Origin of the sequence: Catellatospora vulcania (assembly GCF_009720385.1) — a bacterium.
Taxonomy (GTDB): domain Bacteria; phylum Actinomycetota; class Actinomycetes; order Mycobacteriales; family Micromonosporaceae; genus Catellatospora; species Catellatospora vulcania.
The window spans coordinates 307,299-323,833 of record NZ_WARX01000001.1 but is presented as its reverse complement, the minus strand read 5'-3'; the positions used below and the strand labels follow the sequence as shown (position 1 = coordinate 323,833).

Genomic DNA, 16,535 nt, shown 5'->3' with positions numbered 1-16,535 from the left:
CGCTGCCCTCCTAAGTGAGTGGGTTCCTCCCAGCCAGCCCCGAGGTCGACCGTCGTGGCGTCGCCGTGTCGGCAGGCCGCTCGTCGTGTCATCCCCGCCCGATCGCCGCAGTGCCATCGGTGCTGGTTGGGGGGCAGCATCGCCAACCCCTGTTTCGCGCAGTGACGCTGCTCGGTTTCCGGCACGTCACGATCTGTTTCGTACGTGTGAAGAAATGTTCACACGTGAGGAGACCATTCATGGCGCGTTTCAGCGCAGCGCGTGCTCCAGCGTGTACCGCTCGTAGTCAATCAGCCGAAGGTCGCGAAGCGGCCGACGAAGGTGGCCCTTCTGCACGATCCGTACGAACGCCGGCTCCCCCGCAGTGGCGAGGCGGCGGATGCCCTCGACGTGGTCCACGATGCGCTTGCGGATGGTCCGCACGAGCCGGTGCCGGTCGCGCGGGATCAGCCCGTACGCGTCGGCGAACAGGCGCAGTCGGCGCGGCCGGTCGGGCCGGTGCCAGCCGAGCGTGATCGAGTCCCGGTCGCTGAAGATCGGCACCCAGGTCCAGGCGGCGTAGGCGACGTCGTAGATGCGCGAACCGGGCGACGCCAGGTCGAAGTCGATCATCGCGAGGGTGCCGTCCGGCCGCCAGATGACGTTGTGCGGGGCGGCGTCGTGGTGGCAGATGATCTCCGCGTCCGGCGGGGGCGGCCCGAACGAGCGCCACACTCCGCCCGGCGGCGTGCGGAAACCCGCCTGCGCGTCGTGGAACATGCGCAGCATGGTGGCGACGGTGACCAGCGCCTCGTCGGTGACCCAGTGCGGGGCCAGCGGGTACTCCCCGCACTCGCCCGGCAGGTAGGACAGGACCTCGCGGTTCTGCTCGTCCATGCCGAGGGCGCGGGGGGAACCGGTGAACCCGGCGTACTCGAGATGGCGCAGCAGGGCATGCACGGTCGGCGTCCACGGACCGGCGTTGCGCCGGACCGTCTCGCCGACCCGCACCACCGTGCTGACGTTTCCGCCACGCAGCGGGATCTCGGTGGGATCCTGGAAAGGGGCTGTCACCATGGACTCGTCAGCTGCTCGTCGCTCGTCGGCTCGTCACTCGTCGCCCAGCAGGGCGGAGACGAACTGAGCGGGGTCGAAGGGCGCCAGATCGTCGGGACCCTCGCCGAGGCCGACCAGCTTCACCGGAATGCCGAGAGCACGCTGCACCGCGATCACGATACCGCCCTTCGCCGTGCCGTCCAATTTAGTGAGCACCACGCCGGTGACGTCGGCGACCTCGGTGAAGACCCGAGCCTGGCTCAACCCATTCTGTCCTGCGGTCGCGTCGAGCACCAGCAGGGTCTCCGAGACCGGGCCGTGCTTCTCCACCACGCGCTTGATCTTGCCCAGCTCGTCCATCAGGCCGACCTTGTTCTGCAGCCGGCCCGCGGTGTCGATGAGCACGGTGTCTACGCCCGCGTCGATGCCCTTCTTGACCGCGTCGAACGCGACCGCGGCCGGGTCGCCGCCCTCCGGACCCCGGACGACCTGCGCGCCGACCCGGCTGGCCCAGGTGGCCAGCTGGTCGGCCGCGGCCGCGCGGAAGGTGTCGGCCGCGCCCAGCACCACGGTGTGACCGTCGGCCACCAGCACCCGGGCGATCTTGCCGCAGCTGGTGGTCTTGCCCGCGCCGTTCACGCCGACGACCAGGATCACCGAGGGCTTTCCGTCGACGACGCCGGTGTGCAGCGAGCGGTCCATCTTCGGGTCGAGGGCCTCGGTCAGCTCCTCGGTCAGCAGCGTACGCAGCTCGGCGGTGTTGCGGGTGCCCAGCACGCGGGTGCGCTCGCGCAGCTTCGCCACGATCTCGGTGGTCGCCTGCACGCCCACGTCCGCGCTGATCAGGCTCTCCTCGACCTCGTCCCACGCGTCGTCGTCCAGGTGGTCGCGGGAGAGCAGGCCGAGCAGGCCCTTGCCGAAGACGTTCTGCGACCGCGACAGCCGGGCGCGCAGGCGCACCAGGCGGCCCGCGGTCGGCTCGGGCGTCTCGATCTCCGGCGCGGCCGGCTTCGGCGGCGCGACCTCGACCGGCGGGGCCGTCTCCGCGGGCGCGGGCGGGGCCGGTGCGGGCACGACGGCCGGCTTACCCGGCGCGGCCTTCTCGGGCGTCGGCTTCTCCGGCGCCGGGGCCGTGATCACGCTGGGCGGGATCTGCTCCCCGCGCTCGATCCCCGGACGCTGCTCGCCCGCGGGCGCCTCCGGCAGCGTGCCGCGGCGCGGCCGGCGGACCAGGAACAGCGTCAGCCCGGCCAGCAGCAGCAGGCCGATGACCACGAGTACGGGGACGAGCGCGTCTTTCATGCTCGGCATCCTCTCAAACCTGAGGGCGTCCGGCTGACACCGGAGGCCGCGCGCGCCGATACGACAGCCCCGGCCCTGGTCCCCACCGCCCCGATCACGGAGGATGTCCGCGTGGCGAACCTCCTCCTCGGCCCCCTCCTGCGCCGCGTCGACGGTGACCAGGCGGTCATCTGGGTACAGACCGACCAACCGGCGCAGGTGCGCGTGCGAGCCGGTGGGGCCGACGTGACGTCGGACACTTTTGAGGCGTTCGGGGTGCACGTGGGGCTGGTGGTGCTGGCCGGGCTGCCGGTCGGTGCGAGTGCGTACGCCGTCGAACTCGACGGCGCGGCCGTGTGGCCGCTGCCGGGATACCCCGATTCCTTGATCACCATCCGCGATCCGGAAGCGGCCGACGCGGTGATCGCTTTCGGCTCCTGCCGGGAGGCCAGCGCCCAGACGCACGCCGAGGCCGGGCACGATCCGGACGCCCTGGAGGCGCTCGGGCACCGGCTGCTGGCACAGGCCCGGACCGGGCAGGCGCACCTGCCCGACCTGCTGGCGCTGATCGGCGACCAGATCTACGCCGACGGGCTGTCCGCGCCCACCCGCAGCTGGCTGACGGGGCAGACTCGCCCGGAGTCGGCGCCGGAGGGACACGTCGTCACCTTCGCCGAGTACGTGCACCTCTACCACGAGTCGTGGACCGAGATGCCGGTCCGCTGGCTGCTGTCCACCGTGCCCAGCGTGATGATCTTCGACGACCACGAGATCATGGACGACTGGAACTCCTCGGCCGCCTGGCTCGCCGAGGTCCGCCGCGAGCCCTGGTGGGACGAGCGCAGCACCACCGGGATCGCCTCCTACTGGCTGTTCCAGCACCTCGGCAACCTGACCCCGGACCAGCTCGGCCGCGATCCGGTGTGGGGGCGCATCCGGGCCGGCGAGGACGCCACCGCGGTGCTGACCGAGTTCGCCGAGCGGGTCGCCACGCCCGCCGGACCGGACCCCTACCCCTGGGGGTACACCGTCGACGTCGGCCGGACCCGGCTGGTCATGCTCGACTGCCGCGGCAACCGGGTGATCGACGGGCCGGAGCGCCGGATGTGGCCCCAGGAGCACTGGGACGACCTCGCCGAGCAGGCCCGCGCCGACTGCGACCACCTCGTGCTGGCCTGCTCGCTGCCCTGGCTGCTGGCGCCCACGATCCACCACGGCGAGGCCGTGATCGAGGTGCTGGCCGCGAAACGGCCCGGCATGGAGCGCCTGCGCCAGAAGTACGACCTGGAGCACTGGGCCGCGGTCGGGCACTCCTTCGACGAGCTGACCGCCCTGATCGCCGCGGTGCGGGGACCGGCCACGGTCAGCGTGCTCGGCGGCGACGTGCACCACTCGTACGTCGCCCGTGCCGCCATTCCCGGCGCGACCGCGACCGTGCACCAGATCACCTGCTCGCCGCTGCACCAGAGCATCCAGGGCGTCATGCGCACGCTGCTACGGGTGGGCTGGTGGCGAGCGCTGTCCGGCCCGGCGGCGCTGGTCGCCCGCCTGTTCGGGGTGCCCCGTCCCGGCGTGCGCTGGAAGGCCTACGACCGGCCGTACTTCGGCAGCGCCATGGCCACGCTGACCCACCGCGGCCGCGCCGCCTCGGTCGTCATCGAGGGCACCGCCGACGGCACCGGCCTGTCCCCCGTCCTCCGCTACGACCTCACCGCCTGACCGCCCCGCCAGCCGGCCCCGTGTCGGAATGACGACACCCGCCCGACTGGCCCCGGGCGCGCCCACCCCGTTTTCCATTGACGCTGGCCTATTACATCGATTATTTCGAGTCGAACTCGATGTGATAGGCCAACGTCGATCAACAGACGGGCTGGTGGGCGGCAGTGGCATAACCCGGGCGGGTCGGGACGGCGGGCGTGGCCCGGCCACAGGGCCCGGCCCAGGATCAGACGCGCTCGGAGTCGACCGGGACGGTCACCGAGTGGTCGTCGGTGACCAGGGTGACCTTGCCGTTGGCGTGCTCGACGGACAGCAGCGTGCCCGGCGGCAGCACGTCCAGCACGTCCGGCGGCAGCTGCACGGTGCCGTCCCCGGCGATGACCGCGAACTCGCGGCCGTCGCGGCCCTCGGAGCCGACCCGGCCGTCGCGGATGGTCACCGCCCGGCCCAGCCGTGCGCCCACATCCGGGTCGTGCGTGACGGCGACGATGGTGGTGCCGCGCTCGGTGTTGACCGCCTCCAGCGCCGCCAGCACCTCGTCGCGGGCGGTCCGGTCGAGCTGGCTCGTCGGCTCGTCGACCAGCAGCAGCCCCGGCGAGGCGGCCATCCCGACCGCGATCGCGGCCCGCTGCGCCGCGCCGGGCGGCAGGTCCTGCACCTTGCGGTGGCCGAGCCCGGTCAGCCCCAGCAGCGACAGGATGCGCTCCGGCGGCTCCAGGTCGGCCGGGCGCACGTGCGCCGCGCGCCGCTGCGCCAGCCATACGTTGCTGAGCACGGTGGCGTACGGCAGCAGGTTGCGCCGGGCGCCCTGCAGCACCACGCCGAGGTCGGTGCCGCGCAGCCGGGCCAGTTCGGCCTCGCTGATCCGCCCGATGTCGACCAGGCCGATCTGCACCCGCCCGGCGCTGGGCCGCATCAGCCCGGCCAGCAGGGCGATCAGCGTCGACTTGCCGGAGCCGGACGGCCCGACCAGGGCCACCCGCTCCCCCGGCGCGATGTCCAGGTCGACACCGGCCAGCGCGACCACGTCGCCGCCCTCGGCGCGGTAGATGTGCACCACCCGGCGGCACACCACGGCCAGGCCGGTCAGGCTGGAGTTCTTCACGACGTCACTCCCTCGCTCCCGCGCGCCACCCTCGTGGCCAGCAGGCAGGTTGTCAACAGCACCAGCAGGGCCGCCGCGATCGGGGCGGTGACCAGCGGACCGGGCAGGTCGGGCGGCGGCACGGCGGTGCCTCCGTCGCCGAACACCGGCAGCACGCCGCGGGCCAGCGCCCACGACAGCACCGCGGCCAGCAGGCCGATCACGGTGCCCGCGAGCACCAGGGCGAACCGGCCGCCCAGGTCCGCACCGCGCAGCACCCGTTCGCTCACGCCCTGCCCGCGCAGGACGGCCAGCCCGCCGTCGCCGCGGCCGCGTTCGAGCACCGCGGTGACCAGCAGGCCGCCCGCGGCGAAGAGCACGCCGACGAGCGCGGCCGCGGCCAGGAACAGCATCGCCAGCGCGGGGGCCTGCTCCTCGTAGAGGTGCAGCTGCCCGGCCGCGTCGCGCTCGCCGAGCACCTTCAGCCCGTTGGCCTCCAGTCGAAAGACCAGGTCGGCGGGCGCGTCGGCGGACAGCCACACCTCGGCCTCCTGGGCGTCCGATTCGCCACCGACCCGCAGGTCGGCGTACTGCAAATCGACCAGCGCGCCCTGCGCCCCGTGCCGGGGCACCAGCGGCAGGGTGCCCGCCCGCGTGATCGGGACCCGCACCGTGCCGCCCGCCCCGAGCAGCTCGGGCGGCAGGTCGCCGGCAGCGACCAGGGGCAGCGGATCGGGTGCCGGGTCGGCGGCGGCGCGCATGTCGGGCGTGAGCACGCTGTCCACCCATACCCGCAGGCCACCGGGGGCGGGGCCCATCTGCGGCACCGGGCGGGCGGCGCTGGTCTGCGGCAGCCGCCAGTGATGTCCGGCGAGGTCGGCAGCGGCCAGCACGGTCTTGCCGGTGCCGTCGCGCAGGTCGCCGATGGTCAGGTCGATCAGGTAGCGCTTCTGGGTGAACAGGTCCACCGACAGCTGCCGGACCTGGCACGGACCGGCCGCGCAGGCGGGTGTGGCGACCCGGTACGCGTGCGTGCCGGCTCGCAGCTTGTCCACCCGGACCGTCGACTGGGCGCCCCCGACGCCCACCAGGCGCAGGGTGAGACCCGCGTTGGCGCCCGGCTCGATCCGGTCCAGGGTGACGGTGATCTCGACCTCGGCCGCGGTCAGCGCCAGCGGGGTGACCTCGGTGGGCCGCAGTTGCCGGGCCACCTCGGCCGGTGTTGTGGCGCCGTACGCGTCCGGCCACAGCGCCACCGCCGCGAACCGGGAGCTGTCCACGGCCAGCAGCTTCGTCTCGGTGTTCACGTTCACCCGCATGGCCGCCATCGCGTACCGGCCGTCCGGGTCAGCGGTGCGCACCGCGTGCAGCAGGCTGGCCGCGGGCAGCGACTCGACCCGCAGCACCCGGGCCGCGCCGACCTGCACCTCGGCCCGTTCGTGCCAGGCCTGGGCTGCCACGTCGCGGGCCGACAGCGCGAAGCCCAGCAGGCCGAACACGACGGTCAGCAGCACCACGACCCAGTGCGTGCCGCCGCCCCGGGCCAGCGTCAGCGCCGCCAGGCCGGTCCGCAGCCGTCCGCGGCGCAGCGCCCGGCGGCCCAGCCGCTCCGCCGGCACACCGATCGCGCGAGCGGCGACCAGACCGAGGCCCAGCGCGATGCACAGCGGCGCGAGCAGCCCGATGCCGCCCGAGCCGGCGTCCCCGCCCGCCGCGACCTGGTAGCCGGCGACCAGCGCGAGCGCGCCGACCATCGCCTCGACGCCGCCGACGAGGCCGCCGCGGCGGCGTACCCGGGCCCGGCGCAGCAGGCCCAGCACCGGCGTGGTGAGCGCCCGCACCTGCGCGAGCAGCCCGGCCAGCAGCGCGCCGAGCACGGCTATGGCGGTGTACAGCGCCGACGCCGGGTTCAGGTACACCGGCGGTGAGCCCGGTAGCGCGACGGCCGCCAGCAGCGCGGTCGCCGCGTACCCGAGCAGGTAGCCGGGGATCACCGCGACCAGCACCGGGACGGACGTCTCGGCGGTGGCCAGCCACCACCGGGTGCGGGCGGGCACGCCGCGCAGCGCGGTCAGGCCCAGCTCGCCGCGCCGCTGCTCGACTCCGCCGGCCACCGCGATGAACAGGACCAGCCAGCACAGCATCACCAGCGGCACGGCCGCCAGCAGCAGGCTCGACGCGAGCTGCGCCTCGCCGGCGCCGATCCGGCCGATGAGCTTGCTCAGCTCGCTGTCGGTGCCGAAGCCGCCGGCGTCCAGTTCCGCCTCGGCGTCGCCCAGGTCGTCACGCAGCCGGTCCAGGTCCTCGAACGCCGCGGGCGTGACCAGGAGGTCCACCATGCGCATCCGGCTGCCGCCGACGGCCGCCACGGTGCGCTCGGTGGCGAACGCGGCGGGCTGGTTCAGGCCGGTGAGGATCTCGCGATCGCCCCAGTACGGGTCGTCGAGCCGGACCGGCGAGTAGTAGCCGACGACGGTCAGACGCACCGGAGGTGGCTCCTCCTCGTCGCGCGAACCGGTCGGCGGCGCACGGAACTCCAGGTCCCGGCCGGGCGGCGCGTTGAGTTCACGACCGGCGTCCACCCGCAGCACGACCTCGCGCTCGCCGGTGGCGCAGCGCCCCTGGACGATCGTCAGGTGCTCGCAGATCCCGGTCCGGGTGGCCAGGAACATGCCCTGCTCACCCACCTCGCCCTGCTCGCCGGTGACGACGACCTGCGCCGAGGTACCGCTCAGGGTGAGCATGCCCGGCACGTACGGGCGCAGCGGCTGCTCTCCGCTCCCGCGCGGGTCGTCCGCAGTCTGCGCGGTGACCACCCGTTCGCCGACGGTCGCCGCGGCGACCTCAACGCCGCGCAGCGACACCGCGGCCGCGTCCTGGTAGAGCGGTCCCGCCGCGGCGGCGGCCGCAGCCAGTGCCGTCAGCAGCAGGGTGATGACGGCCAGCCCGCGCCGGGCCCGCACCATCGCCCACAGCAGCGCCGTCATCGCTGTCCCTCCTGGTTGCCGGGGCGGCCGGTGGCCCGCGCCAGCGAGCGTCCGGCCGTCAGCGCCGCTGCCAGCAGCACCGCGGTGGCCGCGACGACCGCTGCTCCGACCACCGCCAAGCCCGGTGCCGGCGGTGCGAGTCCTCCGCTGGCGGTGAGCATCTGCCGGGCCGGGCCGCTGACGGCCCAGGCCACGGCGGCGGTCAGCGCGCCCACCGGCGCGGCGATCGCGATCATGGCGAGGTTGCCCAGGCGGCCCGCACGGGCGGCCGCACCGGCGGGCAGTCCCTGCGTACGCAGGGCAGCCAGCTCGGCCGACCGGTTACGGCGGTCCGTCGCCGCGAGCACGAGCACGGCCAGCGCCACCAGCAGCACGCTGAGCACCGCCGCGGCCAGGTGCAGCCGCAGCGCCAGCCCGGCCCCCTGCTCGCGGTAGCGGTCGACGCGCTCGGCCACGACCTCGTCGCGTACCGGCACCAGGCCCGCCGCGCGCAGCCGGGCCACGGCGTCGGCGGGGGCGTTCTCGTTGAGCCACACCTGCAACTGGATCGCGTTGTCCCGGCTGCCGCTGAGCCGGTCGGCGGTCTGCAGGTCGAACAGCGCCCCGGCGTCGCCCGCACCCGGCAGCACCGGCGACAACCAGCGCAGGTCCACCGGCCGCGGCAGCGCCTGCAGTGGCTCGATCTCGGACAGCTCGCCGGTGTGCGCCAGCCACGGCGGCCCGGCCGCGACCACCGGCAGCGGCACGGGCGCGTCGGAGACGTACAGCCTGATGTCGGTGCTGATCTGGCGCGGGTCGCTGGGCACGTAGCGCAGGCCCACCGCGTCGTCGGAGCTGAGCACCGTGACCTCGCGCTCGGCGCCCAGCTCTGGCCGCCACCGCGACGCCGCGCCGATGGCCCGGCCTTCCAGCAGGGTGCGGTCCGGGCCGAGCTGGCGCAGGCGGTGCAGCCCGAAACCGTCGGGCGAGGAGGGGAAGCTCAGCCAGAACAGCCGGCATCCGGGGGCTACCGCACACGCCGGCAGATCCAGCCGGTACAGCGCGTGTTCTGCCGACCGCACGATCTCGACCACGCCGGTGACCGGCGCCCCGTCCGGCCCGACCAGGGCGGCGGTAAGCCGCATGGGGCCGCCGAAGTCCGCGGTGGTGCTCACCTCGAACTCCAGGGCGGCACCGGCCACGATCACCGGGTCGCCCGCGGGGGCGCGCAGGAGCCGTGCCGTGTCGGCCGCGGACACGGTCGCGTCGTCGGGCCACAGCGCGACGGCGGCCAGCCGCGTGCTGTCCACCCCCAGCAGCGTCATGTCCGGGTCGTCCTGGCGGGTCACCGCCATCGCCCAGGCCCCCGCCGGGTCGGCCTTGGCGACCGCCGTCAGCAGCGCGGTACGCGACTGCGCGTACACGGTCAGCGCCCGCGGCGCGCCCAGCGCCAGCTCGGCCCGTTCCTGCGCCGCGCCCGCGGCCACGTCCCAGGCGCTCACCGTGTACCCGACCAGCGCCACCGCCACGACGGTCAGCGCGACCAGGCGGTCCGCGCCCGGACGGCGGGCCACCTGGAGCGCGGCGAGCCCGTGCGCGAGCTTGCCGCGGTGCAGGCGGGACGCGCCGAACCGGGTCGCCGCGGAGCGCACCACCCGGGCGGTGAGCAGCCCGACCACGATCGCCAGCAGCAGCGGCGCGAGCAGCGGCAGCCCGCCCTCCTGGCTGTCGGAGGCGTACGACTGCCCGATCGCGGCTAGCGCGACCACCGCCACCGCCAGCTCGACCAGCCCGACCCGTCGCCGTCGCCGGGTCGGCACCTGCCGCAGCCCTTCCATGAGCGAGCCGGAGAACACCCGGCGTTCGGCGATCGCCGCGCTGATCATGACGACGAGCAGCGTGCCGCCGGCCGCCAGCAGCGCTCCGCGGTCGAGCACGACGTCCTGTGCCCGCGCGAACGTCGCCCAGGTCAGCAGGCGCACCAGCAGCCAGCCCAGCAGCACCCCGAACGGCGCGGCGACCAGCAGCACGAGCGCGGTCGGGCCCAGCGCCAGCAGCGCCCGGTGCCGGGGCGGCACCCCGCGCAGCAGGCCCAGCGCCAGCTCGCTGCGCCGCTCCGACGCCGTGTAGCCGATCGCCATCAGCAGCACGAACCAGCACACGACGAGCAGCTGCACCGCGCCGAGCGGCGCGGCGAGGCTCAGCACCTCGCGGGTGTCCTCGATGCGCTGCAGCAGCCGCGGCAGCCCGTTGTCGATCCGTACGCCGACCAGTCCCAGGCCGGGCTTGACCACCTCGGTCAGCCCGTCGAGGTTTCCGGCCGTGAAGGTCTCGTCCCCGGCGATCATGTCCACGGTCGCGACCAGCGTGCTCGCGTTCAGGGCCGCCACCGTCGGCGCGGCCACGAACAGCGGGTTGCCCGCCCGCTGCGGCCGCGGCGTGAAGTCGGCCCGCCCGGCCCAGTACGGGTCGCCCGTGGACAGCGGGCCCGTCGGGTCGTACACGGCGACCACACGCAGCGTCACCTTCTCCGGAGCCCGGTGGGCCTCGTAGACGAACTCGCCGCCGGTGCTCAGGCCGAGCCGCTGCGCGGTGGGTTCGCTGATCGCCACCTCGCCCGCGGCGGCCGGGCAGGTCCCGGCGGTGAGCACCAGGTGCTCGCACACGTCGGCCCGCATCGACAGCGGCGCGTCGACCGGCGACACCCCGGGCACCCGCCCGTCGGCGTGCACCGCGACGACCTCGGTCAGCCCGCTGCCGTCGGTGCGCTCGGCGACCTGGCCGCGCAGGCTGTCGAGCTGCGAGGTGTACCCGCTGGCCGCGGCGATCTCGGCGGTGAAGGTGATGGCGCGCTCGGCCGGGGTGGCGGCGCGCAACTCCGCGGCGACCACGGCGCGGTCGGCGGCGGAAGCGTAGAGCGGCGCCGCGGTCCCGGCGGCGACCGCCAGCACAGCCAGCACGGCCAGGGTCACTACCTGGCTGCGGCGGCTGCCCAGCACGCCGAGCACCAAGCGGAGCATGTGTTACCTCTTCGGGGGGTCCGGCTGCCGGAACGGCGCGGGGAGCGCTTCCACGGTCGGCGAAAGGTGGGCTCGGGTGGCCGTCAGGCCCGGACCAGCTCGGCAGCGCCGTCGAGCAGGTGAAGTTCGGCGTCGCAGGCCGCCGCGGCCTCCAGATCGTGGGTGGCCAGCACGACGCAGGCGCCCCGGTTCGCCTCGGCGCGCAGCAGGTCGAGCACCTTCGCCCGGTTGGCGGCGTCGAGCTCGCTGGTGACCTCGTCGGCCAGCAGCACCGCGCCGGACAGGGCCAGGCCGCGGGCGATCGCCGTACGCTGCTGCTGGCCGCCGGAAAGCTCCTCGACCAGCTGCCCGGCCTGCGCGGACAGGCCGACGTGCTCCAGCGACTCGGCCGTCGCGCGGCGGGCGTCCTCCGGGGTGAACCCGTTGGCCACGAGCACGACCTGCACGTTCTCGCCCGCGGTGAGGATGGTGGCGAGGCCGTTGTCCTGCGGGATCAGCACCACCCGGCGCGACACGGCGTCGTCACGGTCGCGCAGCGCCAGGCCGTCCACCGCCACCGCACCGCTGACCGGGCGCAGCACCCCCGCCATGGCCCGCAGCAGCGTCGTCTTGCCCGCTCCCGACGGGCCGGTCACCGCGAGCATGCGTCCGGCCATGGCCGTCACGGACACGTCACGCAGCACCGGCGCTCCGGCGGTGTACTCCACCGTCACGCGGTCCACTTCCAGCGACGACGACATCGCCGCGCTCCCCTCGCCGATTCGGGTCATGCACCCCCGCGCTCCCCGCCGGAAACCGCTCTCTGCACGCGAGGCGGCCCTGGAGATCGTCAAGGTCCGGTAGTAGTCACGCGCAGCCCGGAGATCCGGTTGTCACCGCCCCTTACCGATTCCACATCCCGAGAGAAACTTTCACACCCCCGCCCACCCGCCGGACACCCCGCCCCGCCCCGCGCGCCCCGCCCCGCGCGCCCCGCGCCGCGCGCCCCGCGCCACGCGCCCCGCCCGCCCTCGCCGCAACTCTTAAAAAGTTGCGGTCAACGGGCAGCCGAAAGGCCGCAAGTCTTTAAGAGTTGCGGCCGACGGGGGGGCCGCCGGCGGGCGGCGGGAGGGCGGGCCGGCGGGCGGCGGGAGGGCGGCGGGAGGGTCAGAGGCCGAGGGCGGCGCGGGCGTAGGTGAGGTCGGCGGGGCTGGTCCAGCGGAGGGCGGACAGGCCCGCGACGCGGGCGCCGCGGATGTTGCGGTCGACGTCGTCGATGAACAGGCAGCGGTCGGCGGGGGTATCCAGGGCCAGGCAGGCGGCCTTGAAGAACTCCTTCGACGGCTTGTGCACGCCCAGCTCCGCCGAGGAGACGATCGCGTCGAAGTCGTCCTTGAGGCCGAACAGCGCCAGGTCGTCGTGCAGGTCGTCGGTGGCGTTGGTGCCCAGGCCCACCTTGCGGCCGGAGGCGCGCACCTCGCGTACGAACGCCAGCACTGTCTCGTCGACGTACCCCCGGTAGGCGTCCCACTCGGTCAGCGCTGCGGCGGACGCGCCGGTGTGCGCGGCGATCTCGTCCAGCCACTGCTGCCGGGTCCAGTGACCGGTGATCGCCGGAATCTGGCGGGCCCACTCCAGCCCGGACTCCAGCAGCTTCGCGGGCGCGACGCCGTGCCGGGACTCGAAGTCGCCGTACACCGAGGAGTCGAAGTGGCGCAGCACCCCGTCGAAGTCGATCAGCAGGGCCTCGGCCGGCCTGCGCCTCATTCGGACTCGCCCTTCAGCCGCTGGCTGATCACCTCGGTGACACCGTTGCGCATGGTCACGCCGTACAGGGCGTCGGCGACCTCCATGGTGCGCTTCTGGTGCGTGATGATGATCAGCTGGCTGCGCGAGCGCAGCTCCTGGAACAGGGTGATCAGTCGGCCGAGGTTGACGTCGTCGAGCGCCGCCTCCACCTCGTCCATGATGTAGAAGGGGCTGGGGCGGGCGCGGAAGATCGCGCACAGCATCGCCACCGCGGTCAGCGAGCGCTCGCCACCCGACAGCAGCGACAGCCGCTTGATCTTCTTGCCCGGCGGGCGTGCCTCGACCTCGACGCCGGTGGTGAGCATGTTGTCCGGGTCGGTCAGCACCAGGCGGCCCTCGCCACCCGGGAACAGGATCGGGAAGACCACCTGGAACTCGCGGGCGGTGTCCTCGAACGCGGTCGCGAACACCTCCAGGATGCGGTCGTCGACGTCCTTGACCACGGTGAGCAGGTCCTTGCGCGTCGCCTTGAGGTCTTCGAGCTGGTCGGAGAGGAACTTGTAGCGCTCCTCCAGCGCCGCGAACTCCTCCAGGGCCAGCGGGTTGACCTTGCCGAGCAGGGCCAGGTCGCGCTCGGCCTTGGCGGCGCGCTTCTCCTGGATGGCCCGGTCGTAGGGCTCCGGGTCGGCGAAGTCGGTGGAACCGAGCAGGACCACCGGCACCGGCACGTCGGGGCCGTACTCGCCGAGCAGGGTCTCCACGTCCAGCGAGAACTCCTCGGCGGCGCGGGTCTCCAGCTGCTCGATGCGCATGCGCTGCTCGGCGCGGGCGACCTCGTCGCGGTGCACCTCGGAGGTGAGCCGGTTCAGGTCGTCGCCGAGCCGCTTGGCTCCGTTGCGCACCTGGGCCAGTTCGGCCTCGCGGGCCGTACGCGCCTCGGCGATCGTGTCCCGGCGCTCGGCGGCCTCCTCCAGCGCCACGTTCAGCCTGGTCAGCACCTCCCGGGTGCCGGATTCGACGGCCTTGGCGACGGCCGCCCCGCGCTCGCGGGCGGCCCGGCGGGCGGCGGCCCGCTCCCGGGCGGCACGCTCGGCGGCGGCCTGGCGCAGCAGCGAGTCGGCGCGGCCCGCGATCTGCGAGACGCGCTCCTCGGCGGTGCGCACCGCGAGGCGGACCTCGACCTCGTTCTGGCGGGCCTGCGGCACCAGCGCCGCGAGCTGGTCGCGCTCGGCGGTGGACGGGTCCTCGTCGACCGGCACCGCCTCGGCGGCCATCAGCCGCTCTTCGAGCTCGGTCAGGTGCTCCAGATCCTGCTCGCGGGCGGCGACGGCCTTGTCCCGGGAGGCGGCCAGGCGCTGCGCCTCGGCCTGGGCCGAGCGGGCCGCGGCGCCGACCTCGGCCAGGCGACGGGCGGCGGCGTTGCGCTCGCCCTCGGCGGCGCGCTTGGCCGCGGCGGCGGAGTCCACGTCGCGCTTGCGTTCGGTCGCGACTTCGCGGGCCTCGGCGATCTCCTCGCGCAGCACGGCGATCGACTCCTCGGCCGCGGCGCGTTTGGCGCGGGCCTCGTCGACGGCCGCCTGGACCTCGATGTAGCTGGGGGCCTTCGCCGAGCCGCCGGCTCCGGAGAACGCGCCGACCAGGTCGCCCTCGGCGGTCACCGCGCGCAGCGCCGGGTGTGCCGCGACCAGCGCCGACGCGGCCCGCAGGTCGGTGACCAGGACCACGTCACGCAGCGCGACCGTGATCGCGGGGCGGATGGTGTCGGCGCAGCGCACCACGTCCAGCACCCAGCGAGCGCCGGGCGGCAGGGCCACGTCGGGGCGGGACTGCGGGGTGGGCGTGCCGATCAGCAGCGCCGCCCGGCCCGCGTCCTGGATCTTGAGCAGCCGCATCGCCTCGGCCGCCTCGTCGACGCCGGACACCGCGACCGCGTCGGCCAGCGCGCCCAGCGCCGCGGCCAGCGCCGCCTCGCAGCCGGGCTCGACGGCCAGCAGCGACGCGACGCTGCCCAGCAGGCCGGGCACCTCGCCGCCGCGGGCCAGTAGCGCGCCGGCCCCGTCCTTGCGGTTGAGGCCGAGCGCGAGCGCCTCCTCGCGGGCCTTCCAGCCGGTGGCCTCCTTCTCGGCGGCGCGTTCGGCGTCGGACGCCCGCTTGACCGCCGCGTTGGCCTCGTCGTACGCGGCGACCGCGAGGGCGTGGGCGGTGTCCAGGTCGGCGTTGTCGCGGTCGGCGTCGGAGGTCTGCTCGGCGACCGCGTCGACCTGCTCCTGGGCTGCCTCGGCGCGCATCGCGGCGTCGCCGTACGCCGTGGACAGGCGCTCGATCTCCTCGGAGGCTGTCGCGGTACGCGTACGCGCGGCGTTGACCTGGCCGGACAGCTTGGCCATGCCCTCGCGCCGGTCCGCGATCGCCTTCACGGCGACGACCAGCGCCCGCTCCGCCCCGGCGAGCTGGCGCTCCAGCTCCTGGCGGCGTTCGACGGCCTCGGCCAGGCGCACCTGGTCGTCGGTGAGCGCCTCGCGCAGCGCCTCCTCCTGCTCGCGGACCGCCTCGGCCTCGGCTTCCAGCCGCTCCGGGTCGCGGCCGGACCGCTCCTCCTCGGTCGGCGCGGCCAGGTGGCGGTGCCGCTCGGCGGCCAGCTGGGCGGTGGAGCGGAAGCGCTCCTGCAGCGCGGAGAGCTGGTACCAGACGTCCTGGGCCTGGGTCAGCGCGGGCGCGTCGGCGGCGTGCGCCGTCTCCAGCGCCGACAGCCGCAGCTGGACCTGCTCGTACTCCTCCTCGACCAGCTCGCGCTTGGTGCGCAGGGCCGCCTCGTCGGCGACCTCCTTGTCCAGGGTCGTGCGCAGCGTGTACAGGTCGTCGGCGAGCAGCCGCAGCCGGGCGTCGCGCAGGTCGGACTGGATGGTCGCGGCGCGGCGGGCCACCTCGGCCTGCCGGCCCAGCGGCTTGAGCTGGCGGCGCAGCTCGTCGGTGAGGTCGGTGACGCGGTTCAGGTTGGCCTGCATCGCGTCCAGCTTGCGCAGCGCCTTCTCCTTGCGCTTGCGGTGCTTGAGGACGCCCGCGGCCTCCTCGATGAACGCGCGCCGGTCCTCGGGCTTGGCGTGCAGCACCGCGTCGAGCTGGCCCTGGCCGACGATGACGTGCATCTCCCGGCCGATGCCGGAGTCGGACAGCAGCTCCTGGATGTCCATCAGGCGGCAGGCGTCACCGTTGATCTCGTACTCGCTCTCGCCGGAGCGGAACATCCGGCGGGTGATCGAGACCTCGGTGTAGTCGATCGGCAGCGCGCCGTCGGCGTTGTCGATGGTGAGGGTGACCTCGGCGCGCCCCAGCGGCTGCCGGCCGGACGTGCCGGCGAAGATCACGTCCTCCATCTTGCCGCCGCGCAGCGCCTTCGCGCCCTGCTCGCCGAGCACCCAGGAGATCGCGTCCACCACGTTGGACTTGCCGGAGCCGTTGGGGCCCACCACGCAGGTGATGCCCGGCTCCAGCCGAAGCGTGGTCGCGGAGGCGAAGGACTTGAAGCCCTTCACCGTCAGGCTCTTGAGGTGCACGGCGCTCCGAAAATGATCATCAGCGATCCCGCCGGTCGGCGGGTGGCACATGCTATCTGGTCAAAGCTGCAGGGTACCCGGCGAGGAGATCGGCCTCCGGACGCGCCGCCGTTGCCGCCGCAGTCGTATGCCCTACCCTGCCCGACGG

At 74.4% G+C, this 16,535-nt stretch carries 9 protein-coding genes; 1 reads left to right on the top strand and 8 read right to left on the bottom strand.

Translation table 11 applies throughout. The features are described 5' to 3' along the window. Positions 1 to 249: 249 nt before the first annotated feature. Together F6W97_RS20665 and ftsY are read right to left on the bottom strand one after the other, a co-directional pair. On the bottom strand, positions 250 to 1,056 hold the full coding sequence (locus F6W97_RS20665) for an aminoglycoside phosphotransferase family protein (protein WP_155372093.1): 807 nt from the start codon (positions 1,054 to 1,056) through the stop codon (positions 250 to 252). A gap of 33 nt (positions 1,057 to 1,089) precedes the next feature. Then, the gene (ftsY, locus tag F6W97_RS20660; protein ID WP_155372092.1) at positions 1,090 to 2,337 is read right to left on the bottom strand and encodes a signal recognition particle-docking protein FtsY; all 1,248 of its coding nucleotides are present in this window, start codon (positions 2,335 to 2,337) and stop codon (positions 1,090 to 1,092) included. 111 nt (positions 2,338 to 2,448) lie between these two features. Between ftsY and F6W97_RS20655 the strand changes: the two genes are divergently transcribed. Beyond that, complete coding sequence (locus F6W97_RS20655) at positions 2,449 to 4,035, top strand: alkaline phosphatase D family protein (protein WP_230686841.1); 1,587 nt, start codon at positions 2,449 to 2,451, stop codon at positions 4,033 to 4,035. Between the two features lie 226 nt (positions 4,036 to 4,261). Here F6W97_RS20655 and F6W97_RS20650 read toward each other — a convergent pair whose 3' ends face one another. The 6 genes from F6W97_RS20650 to smc form a co-directional block, all read right to left on the bottom strand. Continuing rightward, complete coding sequence (locus tag F6W97_RS20650) at positions 4,262 to 5,125, bottom strand: ABC transporter ATP-binding protein (protein ID WP_155372997.1); 864 nt, start codon at positions 5,123 to 5,125, stop codon at positions 4,262 to 4,264. Positions 5,126 to 5,136: 11 nt separating this feature from the next. After that, positions 5,137 to 8,106 (bottom strand): FtsX-like permease family protein, encoded by a 2,970-nt coding sequence (locus F6W97_RS20645; protein WP_155372091.1) that lies wholly within the window; start codon positions 8,104 to 8,106, stop codon positions 5,137 to 5,139. Next, on the bottom strand, positions 8,103 to 11,105 hold the full coding sequence (locus F6W97_RS20640) for a hypothetical protein (protein ID WP_155372090.1): 3,003 nt from the start codon (positions 11,103 to 11,105) through the stop codon (positions 8,103 to 8,105). The genes F6W97_RS20645 and F6W97_RS20640 overlap by 4 nt, the downstream gene beginning before the upstream one ends. Before the next feature lie 83 nt (positions 11,106 to 11,188). Further along, the gene (locus F6W97_RS20635; protein WP_230686840.1) at positions 11,189 to 11,875 is read right to left on the bottom strand and encodes an ABC transporter ATP-binding protein; all 687 of its coding nucleotides are present in this window, start codon (positions 11,873 to 11,875) and stop codon (positions 11,189 to 11,191) included. Positions 11,876 to 12,251: 376 nt separating this feature from the next. Further along, on the bottom strand, positions 12,252 to 12,851 hold the full coding sequence (locus F6W97_RS20630; RefSeq protein WP_155372089.1) for an HAD family hydrolase: 600 nt from the start codon (positions 12,849 to 12,851) through the stop codon (positions 12,252 to 12,254). Beyond that, entirely contained in the window at positions 12,848 to 16,387 is a 3,540-nt protein-coding gene (gene smc, locus F6W97_RS20625; RefSeq protein ID WP_155372088.1) for a chromosome segregation protein SMC, read from the bottom strand. The genes F6W97_RS20630 and smc overlap by 4 nt, the downstream gene beginning before the upstream one ends. Positions 16,388 to 16,535 lie beyond the last annotated feature (148 nt).

Bases quoted from the DNA above. Each gene is read 5' to 3' on its own strand.
- F6W97_RS20665 (WP_155372093.1), bottom strand. From the start codon at position 1,056: ATGGTGACAGCCCCTTTCCAGGATCCCACCGAGATCCCGCTGCGTGGC.
- ftsY (WP_155372092.1), bottom strand. From the start codon at position 2,337: ATGAAAGACGCGCTCGTCCCCGTACTCGTGGTCATCGGCCTGCTGCTG.
- F6W97_RS20645 (WP_155372091.1), bottom strand. From the start codon at position 8,106: ATGACGGCGCTGCTGTGGGCGATGGTGCGGGCCCGGCGCGGGCTGGCC.
- F6W97_RS20640 (WP_155372090.1), bottom strand. From the start codon at position 11,105: ATGCTCCGCTTGGTGCTCGGCGTGCTGGGCAGCCGCCGCAGCCAGGTA.
- F6W97_RS20635 (WP_230686840.1), bottom strand. From the start codon at position 11,875: ATGACCCGAATCGGCGAGGGGAGCGCGGCGATGTCGTCGTCGCTGGAA.
- F6W97_RS20630 (WP_155372089.1), bottom strand. From the start codon at position 12,851: ATGAGGCGCAGGCCGGCCGAGGCCCTGCTGATCGACTTCGACGGGGTG.